Origin of the sequence: Vreelandella neptunia, assembly GCF_000712975.1 — a bacterium.
GTDB lineage: Bacteria > Pseudomonadota > Gammaproteobacteria > Pseudomonadales > Halomonadaceae > Vreelandella > Vreelandella qaidamensis.
Window position 1 is genome coordinate 657744 of sequence record NZ_JHQL01000003.1, and the last position, 13162, is coordinate 670905.

A 13162-nucleotide genomic window follows, 5' to 3' on the forward strand; every position below is an offset into this window, starting at 1 on the left:
ATGATTTATAGAGCGGTGCCAATTTCGAAGATAGGCAAATACATGGAAACGACCACGCCACCGACCAGAGCACCCAGTACTACGATAATAATAGGTTCCATTAATGAGGTCAGGGCATCGACTTTATTATCAACCTCTTCTTCGTAGTAATCGGCAACACGGTTTAGCATCGCATCCAACGAACCCGCTTCTTCACCAATGCTGACCATTTGTACAGCCAGGGCGGGAAATCGGTTGGTCATGCGCATTGCAAAATGTAGCTGTTGTCCGGTAGTTACATCTTGGCGCACCTCATTAATGGCCTTAATGTAAACTCGGTTATCCGCTGCCCCAGCGGCGGTTTCAAGCCCCTCTATCAGTGGAACACCTGATGTAAAGGTAGTCGCTAGGGTGCGGGTAAACCGTGAGACAGCCGACTTATGCAAAATATCGCCAAGGATAGGTAGGTGAAGCATTAGACTGTCCAACCGATAGGCAACGCGGGATGATCGCCGTACAGCAGCTTTAAGGAGTATAAAACTGGCGATTAGCGCGCCTAAGGCGTGTAACCAATATGCCTGGGCTATCTCTGATAAGTTAACAGTGAATTGCGTCAGCGCAGGCAGTTCCGCGCCAAAACCTTGGAACATGCTTTCAAATTCAGGTACGACTTTGATAAGCAACAGCATGGTAACCGCAACGCCAATGGTCATTACCGCTGTAGGGTACCAGAGTGCTTTTTTAACGCGATTTTTGAGCGATTCAACTTTCTCTTTGTAGCTGGCAATGCGCTCTAGCATCTGGTCAAGCGCACCTGCTTGTTCCCCCGCCTCCACTAGGTTAACAAACAGGCGGTCAAATTGTTTGGGGTGTTTTGCCATGGCGCTGGAAAGGCTATCGCCGGAAGAAACGTCTTCCATAATTTGCTGGGTGAGTGCCACCATGGCGGGTTTTTTTAGGCTTTCCGAAACGGCCTGTAGCGCTTGAAGAATAGGTATACCAGCCCGCACCATGGTAGCCATTTGCCGGGCAAAAATCATAATGTCGACGTTGGTGACTTTGCCTCGGCCGCTAAAGCTACTGCGCTTTTGCACCTTTGTAGCGACAATACGCTGCTTAGCCAGCTGTTCAACAATATCGGGTTTAGTGCGCCCAATTAGCTCGCCGCGCATTGCTCGGTCTTGTGGCCCTTTGCCTTCCCACTTCCAGCGGTGCAGCGGCGCTGGCTTTATGCGGCGTGCTTTAGCGTTCGCCATGTCGCGCGTTACTCCTTACTAATGCGGTTAACTTCTTCCAGGCTAGTGCTGCCATCCAACACGCGGCTTAAACAGCGCTGATACAGGCTGGGGTAGCCTTCACGGCGGGCTTGCTGGTCAATATCCAGCGCGTTGCCATCGCGCATGATCAACTGGCGCATAGCATCGGTAATTGGCACTACTTCGTAAATGCCAATACGCCCTTTATAACCTTGAGTACACTGTTTGCAGCCAACTGCCGTGTAAATAGTGCCATTACGAATATCCTGCTGGCTAAAGCCAGCTTTTCGCAGTGCTTCCGCTGGCATATTGGCGGGCTTTTTACATAGGTTGCATAGCTTACGCGCTAAGCGCTGGGCAATGATTAAACTCACCGAGCTGGCAATGTTATAAGACGCGACGCCCATATTGGCTAAACGGGTTAGTGTTTCAGCCGCTGAGTTAGTGTGTACGGTAGATAGCACCAAGTGGCCTGTTTGGGCTGCTTTCACGGCAATTTCAGCGGTTTCTAGATCACGAATCTCGCCTACCATCACGACATCCGGGTCTTGACGCAAAAAGGCACGCAGCGCGCTGGCAAAGTTTAGGCCGATTTTAGGAAGAACGTTCACTTGGTTAATGCCGGATACTTTAATTTCGACCGGGTCTTCTGCGGTACAAATATTGCGCTCAATTTGGTTGAGAATATTAATGCCTGTGTAAAGCGTGACGGTTTTACCGCTACCGGTAGGCCCCGTCACCAGAATCATCCCTTGTGGCTTCTTTAGGGCGTGCTCATAGGCGGCCTGTTGTTCAGGGCTAAAGCCTAGCTGTTCGATGCCCAACTGCGCAGAGGCTGGGTCTAGCAGGCGCAATACTATTTTCTCACCAAACACGGTGGGCAGTGAGTTCACCCGGAAATCAATTGAGCGGGTACGGGAAAGCTGTAGCTTAATCGCGCCATCCTGAGGCAGGCGGCGTTCAGAAATATCTAGTCGTGACATGATTTTTAAACGGGCTGCAATACGGTGTCGCAGCGCGAAAGGCGGGCGCGCAATTTCAATTAGCATGCCATCGATACGAAAGCGCACCCGGTACTGGGTTTCATAAGGCTCAAAGTGAATATCGGACGCGCCACGGCTGATGGCATCAAGCAATATTTTGTTAACGAATTTAACCACCGGGGCGTCTTCGCTATCTTTTATTGCCTTATCAAATGTCGCCTCATCTTCGCCAAGCTGAACGATATTGAGTGCACTGACGGCGTCGTCAACGTTTTCCAGCTCATCCAGCATGCTGCGTTCATTTTGCGCTAGGTACTGCGTCAGAGAGCTCTTTAGCTGGTCAGCGGGTGCCAGTACGCCATCCACACTGAGACCGGTAGCAAACTGCAGCTCATCAAGCTGGGTAAGCGTTGCGGGGTAGGGCACCGCAACGGTAAGACGATGTCCGTGGCGTGCCAGGGGCAGAATGTCTAATCGTTCTAAAATTTTAACGGGATAGTCGTTGGCGGGTGGCAGGGCATTAATACGAATAGCATCAAGATCCACAACCGGTAAACCGTACTCCCAGGCGGCGGCCAGCGCAGCAGCATGGGTTTCTACCAAGCCGCTGTCCACGACGTGCTGAAGTAGCGATATTTCGAGTTCTGCCGCCGTTTGTTCAGCAACGGCAGCCTGCGCATCGGTAAGCACACCGTGATTCACAAGTCGTTTAGCAATGCCGCGTAGACCACCATGTGAGGTCGCATGACTTAGCGTAGACTCTGGGGCAGGGTGGCTCATAGTGGTCTCGGCAGGATGGCGAATGTAAGCCACCTTGTACCATATTTGGCCTATGCACGGTACTTGTGCTCGTCATGATAAAGTGCAGTCTTAACTCGCTCAAAAGGCTGAATAGCGGGCAATAACAGCATGAAATCGCTAATTGCCAAGTTGAAAAGGGTCGGATAATGTTAGCCGAGTTTCTATTAGCTAATGTGGCTGCTCACCAACTAAAAATGATTAACAACTGCAAGGGATTCTTATGATGCAAACTACCCAACCGCACCACCCGCGCCGCTTTAAGCAACGCGGTTTCACCCTGATTGAGCTACTGATCGTTGTCGCGATCATTGGTGTACTCGCCGCCGTCGGCGTGCCGCAGTATGGGAATTATTTGGATCGTTCAGCTATAGGTGCTTGTCAGGCAGAGCTATCATCTTTCAGAAGTGCCGTTATTGCTGAGTCGGCCACTAGTAACGCTAATGCTACTGATGTGGTTACGGCAGTCGAGTTTAATTTCGACGCATGTAACATCACTGCTGATACGACTCCTTCTAATGAAGCGGTTGCTACGGCTTTCATTACTGATGAGAGCGCAACAGGTATTACAACAAGTCGCAGCGATGCTGGAGTAATTGATATTGAAAACGGCCGTATTGTTGTTCAGTAGCTGCACTAGAGTAGGTAATTGTTGCGCCTAAGTTTAAATGCATTAAAATTTGATCTAAATCGCCCATTGGGGCGATTTAGCTTTGGTTATTTTAATGCAAAAAAATATCAACTCAGTGTTTAGCGGTTTCTCTTTAATTGAACTTCTCATTGTAATTGCCATTGTCGGAATCTTGGCAACAGTGAGCCTTCCCGCCTACTTAACCTACCTTGACCACTCCGCGTTTGGCGCTTGTCAGCGGGAGCTGGGTACGTTTAAGACCCAGGTCTTAGCAAGTGACCACCTTGACGATACCTTGGTGCCGTTTGCGTTTGGTGCTTGCGCCATTGGTGGGGATGGCCAGCCCAATCAAGCGGCTGTGGCCGCAGCGTTTGGTGGCATATTCGAAGGAGAAAATACCGCGCTGCTGATTGATACCCAACGCCAGAGCGTTCAAGCCCAAATCACTCAGCAGGGGCGCGTTGAGCGGGTGGTAGCCCCTTAGCTCACTTTGTTTTTCGCTAGCTCTTTCTAAACCTTCACACTGCCTGCGCATTTGCTCTCTACACTTAACGCTCCTGACCAGAAGGAGCCAATGATGAGATCGATCCCCCTTAGCGCTTGCCTATTAGTTTTCACTCTATTTTGGCAGATAGCGGCTATTGCACAGCCTGCTCACGCACCCGCACATGGTGCTAGAGACAATAACGGTCACCATTCTGAGCGCCAGCGTAATGAGCAAGATTTAGGACGCTACGAGCGTCGCCATCGTGATGAGCGTGGTATAGATCTTCCCCGTATCAACGAGCGTGAGTTGTTGCACCTTCTACGCCAATACGATGCGCCGCGTGCCCAGCCTTTACCGCCCGGCATACAGCGCAACGTAGAACGCGGTAAGCCACTGCCCCCAGGCATTGCCAAACGTTTTGATGGCCAACTGGCATCTCAACTGCCCCAATACCCAGGCTACGAGTGGGAGCGGGTTGGGGCCGATGTGGTGCTTATTGAAGCCGCTACCCGCGTTGTTGTTGATGTGTTGGTAAATGCGCTTCGTTAATAATGGATTTGCTTACTGTCATAGTAATGCCAAACGCCACCGCTTATGCTGAGTTGATATTAGCTAACGTGCAACAAGTAAGGAGCGTTAATGACGGCCTATACCCTAGAAGCGCGGCTGGCGCTGGCAGTACGTATTGCAGAAGAAGCGGGCGACATGATTCGTCGCGCCCGTGAACAGCAAGACTTTAGCCAGCGTTTGAAAGGCGGCATTGAGCTGGTCACCGATGTGGATGTGGCAGTGGATACGCTTATTAGCCAGCGCCTGGAAGATCATTTTCCTGGTGAGGCAAGGTTGAGCGAAGAGTTAAGCCCCGAGCGTGCCTTGCAAACCCCCGCTAAGCAGCTGTGGGTGGTGGACCCCATCGATGGTACCGTTAATTTTGCTCAAGGCCTGCGCCATGTGGCCGTATCGATAGGCTGGATTGAAGATGGCATTGGTAAAGTTGGTGTTGTTCATGCGCCTTTTCTAGGTGATACCTTTAGTGCCGCGCAAGGGCTAGGAGCATTTTGCAATCAGCAGCCGATCAAACCAAGCCAGGCGGAGACGCTTGAAAGTACCCTGGTAGCGACCGGCTTTCCCTATGATAAAGAGGCCCGCAAACAACTCTTGCCTCGTTTAGAAGCCGTATTGACGAACTGCCAGGATGTTCGCCGTAACGGTGCCGCTGCGATTGATTTGTGCGACGTTGCCTGTGGGCGCTTAGATGCGTATTACGAAAGTGTTTCCCCGTGGGACTTTGTTGCGGGCTGGGTAATCGCCCGCGAAGCAGGCGCAAAAGTAGGCCACTTAACAGACGTGCCAGACGGCGTGCCAGCTGACTTGTACCCAAAGCAACTGCTTGTCACCACGCCCAAGGTATATGATGCAATGGCATCGTTACTGAAAAGCATCGATTGAGCGCAAGCGGCAACCAATTGAAAAGAAAGCGCAAAAAGAGCTTTTCATTTGGTTAATAAAACGCTAGTATACGCACCGTCTTGAGGCAAACGATGTTGGTTAACAGTCGTTGCTAATTAAGACATCGGAGTGTGGCGCAGCTTGGTAGCGCGTTGCAATGGGGTTGCAAAGGTCGCAGGTTCGAATCCTGTCACTCCGACCAAGAATTTCTAATGAAACCGCCGCTTACGGGTAACACCGAGCGGCGGTTTTTTGTGCATGTCCAAAACGTTGTATCTGGCTTGTTTAGATAATGGGCGCAGTCACAGTGGGTGATCCATTCACGATCATGTTGGCTTGGTCTTGATGGCCTTGGCGAGAATAGCCTAGAGGGAAAGTCAGTCGGAGCGGACTGTTTTTATTTCGACTTGTTTCGCGCATTCAGCACCGTTGCGACCAATATGCATACAAGTGCAGGTAGAAGTACGTCAAGAGCGGAATCAAGTGTCCAGCCCCGCCACACGCCCTCGAACATGCCTACTGGTAAAGTTTCCCCCCATTTCCACCCACGTTGTATACCCAGTTTATATTCGTGTTGTGCAATTTCCCGTCCTAAAAAAAGAGTAATAGCAATAGCGCCTGCTGCCCGGGGGGTAAAAAAGGGGAGAAGGGCAAGCTGAATGCATAGGGCGATCACAACATGCTCTAAATGGGTAACGTTCAAGCATTAGCTCCAAGAGTAAGCGTGAGGTTGACGTTTGCTATCGTAGGGTAGATGTCAACCTTATGCATACCCAGTCATTGGCAGCATATCGCCAGCTTCATAGCGTCAACAGTACTCGCTTTACTAAAAACAAAACTGCATTTAACTCTAGCTACTGCCCATTAGCTTATTATGAGGGAAGGATCGGGTGCGGGTTTTTTGCGTTGCATCATTTCCTCGGTACTTTATAAATAATGACAGTACTGCAGCGCAACAACCTGCTGTAAGCTGACGATATATTCATTAAGGGAGCTTATGGATGGAAAACCCTCAATCACCTGCTAAGCCATCGCGTGACTGGCACAGTGCTTCAGCGGATCAAGCGCTGGAGTGGCAATCTACGTCAGTGGACGGGCTATCGAGCACTGAAGCGCAGACGCGTCTGCAGCGCTATGGACCAAATAAACTTCAGCAGGCTCAAGGGCGTCCCTGGTATCGACGTTTACTGGATCAGCTGAATAATATTTTAATTCTTATTTTGTTGGTTGCTGCTGTTGCTAGCTTTTTGTTAGGGCATACGATCGACGCAGCGGCGATTGTTGCCGTGGTGGCTATCATTGCGTTGATTGGGTTTATCCAGGAGGGAAAAGCTGAACAAGCACTTGATAGCATTCGCAATATGTTATCTCCCCAGGCGAATGTCTTGCGTGATGGAAAGCGTTCCACCATTCCTGCAGAGGAGTTAGTGCCAGGGGATATTGTATTGGTTGAAAGTGGTGACCGTGTGCCGGCAGATCTGCGGCTGATTGAAGCGCGGCGTTTTCGTACGGATGAGGCGGCGTTAACAGGCGAGTCGGTGCCTGTGGAAAAGTTGTCTGACCCCGTGAAAGCAGATACAGACCTTGCTGAGCGAAGTAGTATGGCGTTTGCCAGCACGATCGTAGTGCAAGGTAATGCCCGTGGTTTGGTGGTTGAGACAGGCCGTTATACTGAAATCGGCAAAATTTCTGAACTCCTGCGTGGCGTAGAACAAATCAAAACGCCGCTGATCCAGCAGCTTGATCGGGCAGGCAGGGTGCTGGCGATTTTTATCTTAGCAGCGGCAGCCATCACTGCCTTGCTAGGCACCTTAATCCATGACCAGCCCGCTGCAGATATGTTTATGGCGGCGGTTGGGCTGGCGGTAGCCGCTATCCCAGAAGGCTTGCCGGCCATTGTGACGATTGGACTTGCACTTGGCGTGCAAAGCATGGCTAAGCGCAACGCTATTATCCGCCGGCTTCCTGCGGTAGAAACGCTGGGGTCTATTTCGACTATTTTTTCCGATAAGACAGGTACCTTAACACGTAATGAAATGACCGCTCAGGCGATTTGGTTAGGTGACGAGCAGTTCCAAATCGATGGTATTGGCTTTGAACCAAAGGGACGCTTTTATCGTGTTCAGCCGGATGGTGAAAAAGAACCTGATCACGTCGATCTCGCCAGTGCGCCAGGCTTAAGTGATTTTTTGCGTGCAGGCGTATTGTGCAATGACACCGAATTGCACCAGCAGTCAGGTCAGTATCAGATATATGGCGACCCAACAGAGGGTGCGCTGGTGGTCGCTGGTGAAAAAGCGGGTGTAAAAACATTAGAGGTGCGCCAGCAATTTCCGCGCCTGGATGCGATCCCTTTCGAGTCAGAGTTTAAGTACATGGCCACGCTGCATACAGAAAATGACGGGCAGCGTGTCATTGTGAAGGGGGCGCCTGATCGCTTGATAGAAATGTGCGATAGCGTCGCTACTAAGGAAGGCTCGGTCGAAATTGACCGTCATGAGTGGGAGCACCGCATTCACGAGCTATCTTCCCGTGGTTTACGCGTTCTGGCCATTGCAGATAAACCAGCGGCGGCGATTGATGCACTTGATCATCACCATATTGAAGGCAAGCTGCGCTTGTTGGGTATTATCGGCCTGCTGGATCCACCCAGAGCAGAAGTGATTGAAGCGGTTAAGCGTTGCCAACAAGCCGGTATTCGCCCCGTTATGATTACTGGTGACCATGCGTCGACAGCGCTTGCTATTGCTAAGCAGTTAGGCTTTTCACAAACGGAAAAAGCGCTAACTGGAAGAGAAATTGAAGCAATGAGCGATCAGGCGCTAGAGGAGATTATTTTAGATATTGATGTGTTCGCTCGTGCATCGCCCGAGCATAAACTGCGTTTGGTTAAGGCCATGCAGGCTCGGGGCGGGGTTTGTTCGATGACGGGGGATGGCGTTAACGATGGCCCGGCCTTAAAACGTGCTGATGTTGGTGTTGCCATGGGCGTGCAAGGGACTGAAGCGGCTAAAGATGCTTCTGAAATGGTATTGGCTGATGATAACTTTGCAACGATTGTTAGTGCGATCGAAGAAGGGCGTAAGGTTTACGATAATATTCGTAAAACAATTACGTTTATTCTTCCTACTAACGGTGCTCAGGGCTTGGCGATTATGCTGGCCGTGCTGTCAGGCTCGGTGCTACCGGTAACGCCGTTACAGGCATTATGGGTAAATATGGTGGTAGCGATTACGCTAGGCTTGGCATTGGCGTTTGAGACAGGGGAAAAAGACTTAATGGCGCGCCAGCCAAGAGACCCGAAAGCACCGTTGCTTGATCTGTTTTTACTGTGGCGGGTGATTTTTGTGTCTGTGCTGCTACTTATCGGCGTCTTCGGCATGTTCTCTTGGATACTCAACCAAGGGGGTAGTGAAGCGTTAGCGCGAGCTGGGGCGGTCAATATGCTGGTTACAGGCAGTGCCGCTTATTTAATCAATAGCCGCTTTTTAATCAACAGCACGCTGTCGTTTGCCGGTATTTTTGGCAGTCGGCCGGTATGGATTGCCATTATGATGGTGATGTTGCTCCAAATGGCGTTTACGTATCTGCCCTTTATGCAGCTTATTTTTGGAAGTGAAGGGTTAAGCCTTACGCATTGGTTCGCTATCTTAATCGGTAGTTTGGCGATTTATCTGTTCATTGAGATTGAAAAAAAGGTGTGGCGCTTACTTGAATCTAAGCAAACCCACGCTAAGGTAAATTAATTATGTGCAGACTGATGATCGTACAAACTGGTCTAAGTACAGCTGGTCTAAGCACTTTTGGTCTAAGTACAGCTGGCATAAATACAAAAGGTAAGTAAAAACAGCAAGACCCAAAAAAACGCCACCTACGTTAAGCGATTAGCTAATGTAGGTGGCGTTTTTAATATAAGCACAGGTGCCGCTTATTTAGCCTTGCGCTTTGTGATCTGCGAGCGCAGTTGCAACGGCTTCTTCCCATTGGCCTGCGGTAATTTCCCAGTGCGCCATTTCATCTTGATCTGGTGCGCCTTCTGAAGCGGCATTTAGCTCTTCAGGCGAATAGCGTTCAAAGCAGTGCTTGGCGAATGCTTTGGTTTTGCCGTCTTGAAGCTGATTAATCATTTCCATTCTGTTTATCCTTTCCTTGGTGGGTGGTCTCCCGCTTGCTTATGCTGGCAAGGTTTGAGTACTGCACAATGAGTGTAGCGGTTTGACGCCATGTTTGCCCAAGGGTGAAGCGCTCGTACATTAAAGTACAGCATCTACAATGATTTTTACCGCAATACTCGCTAACAGCAGCATGATGAGATTATCGAACCAGCGATGTGGTAGGCGTTTGCCGAGCCGCGCGCCAATTGGCATGGCGGCAAGAATGATGAATAGTGCTATGAAACTGTAATATGCGCGTTCCAGTGTGAGTATTTCCGCACTTAGTAGTGCCGGTATTTGAACGCAGGTAATCGCGACAAAAAAGACTGAAATAGAGCCAATAAATACCTGACGCTCTAGCTGCATGGCGTTAAGAAATGTTACGGATGCGGGCGCAGACATGCCCGCCGCGCCTTGCAGTACGCCAGCTAGCAAACCGACAGGCATTACAACGCGCTTAGCGGTAGTGAAAGGAAGAATTACCTGACGATTAGCCAGTTTAACTACTAAATAGAGCACAATCGCAGTCGCGACACCCAGTGATAAAAGCGTGGGTGATAGCACGACTAGCCCCCAGGTGCCGAGTACAATGCCTAACCCACCTGATAGAGAGAAAGCGGCAAGAAAACGCAGCGGTAACAGATGGTGCCGATATTGCCATACCTGTAAAACATTGCTAAACAAATTGGGCGCAATCAACACAGCAATCGCCAGCTTCACGTCATATAGCATGGTAAGTACAGGTACTACGAGAACGGGTACACCGGAACCGATAGCACCTTTGACGATGCCTGCTGCAACTAGCGTTAAAAGAGCAATAATCACTGGGAGTTTCCTGACGGATCAGGCACAGCGGTTACTGTGCCTAACAGATAATGATTTTGCTAAATGCGTCACTTTAGAACTGTACGTTACTTTAAAACAGTACGTTACTTTAGAACATAGCAGGGTGTATAAGCTTGCCCGTCAAGCTTCATGCGTCCTTGGGCGACAAACGAAGTTAACAGCTCATCTAAGCGCTGCATGAGTGCTGGTTCAGCGGTTAGCTCAAAGGGGCCATGGGCTGCAATGGCGCGAATGCCTGGCTCTTTAACATTACCTGCCACTATGCCTGAAAAGGCGCGTCGCAGGTTAGCTGCTAGCTCATGGGTAGGCTGTTGGCGGTGAAGGGCAAGGCCGCGCATGGCTTCATGGGTGGGTTCAAAGGGTGCCTGGAAGTCGCGGGCAATGGTTAACCGCCAGTTGTAATAGAATGCATCCTGGTGCGTACGGCGGAAGTTAGCAACTTCGTCGATTTCCTGGCGCATCTTGCGTGCAACGGCCACTGGGTCACCGGTAATAATGGTGTAGTAGCGGCGGATATCCTCGCCCAATGTATAAACCAAAAATTCATCAATTTTCTGGAAATATGCAGCGGAGTCGGCTGGGCCGGTAAATACGAGAGGGAAGGGAATGTCGTGGTTGCTGGGGTGAAGCAGAATGCCCAGCAAGTATAGAATTTCTTCTGCTGTGCCAACGCCACCAGGAAAGACAATAATGCCATGTCCTAAGCGCACAAAGGCTTCCAGGCGCTTTTCGATATCAGGCATAACAACCAGTTCGTTAACAATCGGGTTGGGCGCTTCAGCGGCGATAATGCCAGGCTCAGAAATGCCTAAATAGCGACCATCCTTGCGACGCTGTTTGGCATGGGCAACGTTAGCTCCTTTCATAGGGCCTTTCATAGCACCCGGACCGCAGCCCGTACAGATATCTAACTCCCGCAGACCTAGGTGATAACCGACATCTTTAGTGTATTCATACTCTTCCCTGGAAATAGAGTGGCCGCCCCAGCACACCACCAAACTGGGTTCAAGGCCGGGTTTTAGGGTGCCGGCCTTACGTAAGATATGAAACACCGCGTTGGTGGTGCCTTCTCCGGTGGTCAGGTCAAACCGCTTGTGGTGCTGGATTTCATTGTAAACATAAACAATGTCGCGCAGAACCGATGAGAGATGTTCGCGAATACCGCGAATCATACGTCCGTCTACAAACGCCTCGGCAGGCGCGTTGGTCAGCTTAAGACGAATGCCACGGTCTTGTTGTAGAACTTCAATATCGAAGTCCTTGTAAGCTTCCATTATGGCTACGCTATCATCGGTTGGGCTGCCGCAATTAAGTACTGCAAGTGCACAGCGGCGCAGTAAATCGTGCAAGCCACTCTTAGAGGTGCTTTTTAAGCGATTAACCTCATGCTGAGAAAGTACTTCAAGGCTTCCCTCTGGGGAAATAATGCTGGAAATAGTTGCCCGTGGCTCTGGGAGTTGCGTCATTAGTCTGGCTGTCCCTAATCATAGTATTAATGAATCTACATACTATCATGACCATTACCGACTGAATTCAAGCAAAAGTGCCGCGATCCAGCCTAGCATCCGTTTAGTAGGTGGTTTGTGCTACCCTGTACGTTCGTTGAAAGCACATGGTGGCTAGTTAAGATGGCGCTTTATTATGTTTAATGCCCAGTATTTTCGGACGTTTATAACGTTGGTGGAAACGGGGAGCTTCACACGTACCGCGCGCCGTTTGGAGATGACGCAGCCTGGCGTCAGCCAGCACATTCGTAAGTTGGAAAGCTATTTAGATAAACCGCTGATTGAAAGAAAGGGGCGAAGTTTTACGTTAACAGAGTCTGGCCGCAGGGCTTATGATTACGCCTTAAAACTGTTTGCTGAACATGAACAGTTTCGCCATGGGTTAGATGATGACTCGCTTGATAGCGGCGAGTGCCGGATTGCCTCCCCTGGAAGCGTTGGGCTTATGTTTTATCCTTTTATTCTTGGCCAGCAGCAGATGCATCCCAACTTAACGGTCAATTACAGTTTTGCGTTTAATCATGAAATCGTTAATGACTTGCTTGAAGGCCGCTACGATATTGGTATCGTGACTGAGCAGGTTAATCATACTGAGCTTACCTGTACGGTATGGCATAAAGAGCCACTATGCTTAGTCGTACCCGCTGATTTTGCTGGCAGCACGCTATCCGATCTAATGGGCATTGGTTTTCTTAATTACTACGACGGTATTAATCACGCCAATGCACTGTTGCGCGCCAATTATCCAGACGAATTTCGTTCAATGACTCATTTTCGTCATCAAGGGTTTACCAACGAAGTGAGCATGGTGCTAGATGCGGTTGCGCGTGGTCTCGGTTTTACCGTGGTGTCTCGTTTGGTATTGGAAACTTCTCCTTGGCAGCGCCAGGTAAAAGCATTGGCATTACCCCAAGGGATCAATGAAGTGCTTCACTTGTTGCGTCGACGAGACTCCGTGTTGCCAAAACGGTATGAAAAACTGTTAGAGGGTTTTCATCGTCAACGTCTGCAAGAAAAAACGCCCCTGATGCCCGAATAACGAGCGCCAGGAGCGTTTAGAGTTCGCCAGTATTA

11 protein-coding genes and 1 tRNA gene are annotated in these 13162 nt (G+C 50.0%); 7 read left to right on the top strand and 5 right to left on the bottom strand.

The features are described 5' to 3' along the window. Positions 1-5: 5 nt before the first annotated feature. Together CR46_RS0111085 and pilB are read right to left on the bottom strand one after the other, a co-directional pair. A complete protein-coding gene (locus CR46_RS0111085; RefSeq protein WP_030072839.1) occupies positions 6-1235 on the bottom strand; it encodes a type II secretion system F family protein in 1230 nt (409 codons plus the stop codon). Between the two features lie 8 nt (positions 1236-1243). Then, a complete protein-coding gene (pilB, locus tag CR46_RS0111090) occupies positions 1244-2998 on the bottom strand; it encodes a type IV-A pilus assembly ATPase PilB (RefSeq protein ID WP_030072841.1) in 1755 nt (584 codons plus the stop codon). 244 nt (positions 2999-3242) lie between these two features. Here pilB and CR46_RS17765 point away from each other — a divergent pair, with 244 nt between their 5' ends. The 6 genes from CR46_RS17765 (at position 3243) to CR46_RS0111125 (ending at position 9329) form a co-directional block, all read left to right on the top strand. Beyond that, positions 3243-3647 carry a pilin gene (locus CR46_RS17765; protein ID WP_035536543.1) on the top strand — a complete coding sequence of 135 codons (405 nt, stop codon included), beginning with the start codon at positions 3243-3245 and terminating at the stop codon, positions 3645-3647. A gap of 94 nt (positions 3648-3741) precedes the next feature. Next, positions 3742-4131: a pilin gene (locus CR46_RS17770; RefSeq protein WP_035536546.1), complete on the top strand. Its 390-nt coding sequence runs from the start codon at positions 3742-3744 to the stop codon at positions 4129-4131. Between the two features lie 93 nt (positions 4132-4224). Then, positions 4225-4683: an anti-virulence regulator CigR family protein gene (locus CR46_RS0111105; protein ID WP_030072846.1), complete on the top strand. Its 459-nt coding sequence runs from the start codon at positions 4225-4227 to the stop codon at positions 4681-4683. Positions 4684-4773: 90 nt separating this feature from the next. Further along, complete coding sequence (locus CR46_RS0111110; RefSeq protein WP_030072848.1) at positions 4774-5583, top strand: inositol monophosphatase family protein; 810 nt, start codon at positions 4774-4776, stop codon at positions 5581-5583. 125 nt (positions 5584-5708) lie between these two features. Further along, positions 5709-5785, top strand: a tRNA-Pro gene (locus tag CR46_RS0111115). A gap of 799 nt (positions 5786-6584) precedes the next feature. After that, a complete protein-coding gene (locus tag CR46_RS0111125) occupies positions 6585-9329 on the top strand; it encodes an HAD-IC family P-type ATPase (RefSeq protein WP_030072852.1) in 2745 nt (914 codons plus the stop codon). A 186-nt stretch (positions 9330-9515) separates the two neighbouring features. Here the strand turns inward: CR46_RS0111125 and CR46_RS0111130 are convergent, their stop codons facing one another. From CR46_RS0111130 to ppnN, 3 genes are all read right to left on the bottom strand, one after another. Next, complete coding sequence (locus tag CR46_RS0111130) at positions 9516-9716, bottom strand: hypothetical protein (RefSeq protein WP_030072854.1); 201 nt, start codon at positions 9714-9716, stop codon at positions 9516-9518. A gap of 120 nt (positions 9717-9836) precedes the next feature. Continuing rightward, positions 9837-10562: a sulfite exporter TauE/SafE family protein gene (locus CR46_RS0111135; protein WP_030072856.1), complete on the bottom strand. Its 726-nt coding sequence runs from the start codon at positions 10560-10562 to the stop codon at positions 9837-9839. A gap of 104 nt (positions 10563-10666) precedes the next feature. Further along, on the bottom strand, positions 10667-12049 hold the full coding sequence (gene ppnN / locus CR46_RS0111140) for a nucleotide 5'-monophosphate nucleosidase PpnN (RefSeq protein ID WP_030072858.1): 1383 nt from the start codon (positions 12047-12049) through the stop codon (positions 10667-10669). 175 nt (positions 12050-12224) lie between these two features. On the opposite strand from ppnN, the gene CR46_RS0111145 reads away from it, so the two are divergent. Beyond that, on the top strand, positions 12225-13127 hold the full coding sequence (locus CR46_RS0111145; RefSeq protein ID WP_030072860.1) for a LysR family transcriptional regulator: 903 nt from the start codon (positions 12225-12227) through the stop codon (positions 13125-13127). The last annotated feature ends 35 nt before the right edge of the window (positions 13128-13162 follow it).

What these genes read in the sequence shown, in the direction of transcription:
- pilB (WP_030072841.1), bottom strand. Translation starts at nt 2,998, where the DNA reads ATGAGCCACCCTGCCCCAGAGTCTACGCTAAGTCATGCGACCTCACAT.
- CR46_RS0111105 (WP_030072846.1), top strand. Translation starts at nt 4,225, where the DNA reads ATGAGATCGATCCCCCTTAGCGCTTGCCTATTAGTTTTCACTCTATTT.
- ppnN (WP_030072858.1), bottom strand. Translation starts at nt 12,049, where the DNA reads ATGACGCAACTCCCAGAGCCACGGGCAACTATTTCCAGCATTATTTCC.
- CR46_RS0111145 (WP_030072860.1), top strand. Translation starts at nt 12,225, where the DNA reads ATGTTTAATGCCCAGTATTTTCGGACGTTTATAACGTTGGTGGAAACG.
- CR46_RS17770 (WP_035536546.1), top strand. Translation starts at nt 3,742, where the DNA reads ATGCAAAAAAATATCAACTCAGTGTTTAGCGGTTTCTCTTTAATTGAA.
- CR46_RS0111110 (WP_030072848.1), top strand. Translation starts at nt 4,774, where the DNA reads ATGACGGCCTATACCCTAGAAGCGCGGCTGGCGCTGGCAGTACGTATT.
- CR46_RS0111130 (WP_030072854.1), bottom strand. Translation starts at nt 9,716, where the DNA reads ATGGAAATGATTAATCAGCTTCAAGACGGCAAAACCAAAGCATTCGCC.
- CR46_RS0111085 (WP_030072839.1), bottom strand. Translation starts at nt 1,235, where the DNA reads ATGGCGAACGCTAAAGCACGCCGCATAAAGCCAGCGCCGCTGCACCGC.
- CR46_RS17765 (WP_035536543.1), top strand. Translation starts at nt 3,243, where the DNA reads ATGCAAACTACCCAACCGCACCACCCGCGCCGCTTTAAGCAACGCGGT.
- CR46_RS0111125 (WP_030072852.1), top strand. Translation starts at nt 6,585, where the DNA reads ATGGAAAACCCTCAATCACCTGCTAAGCCATCGCGTGACTGGCACAGT.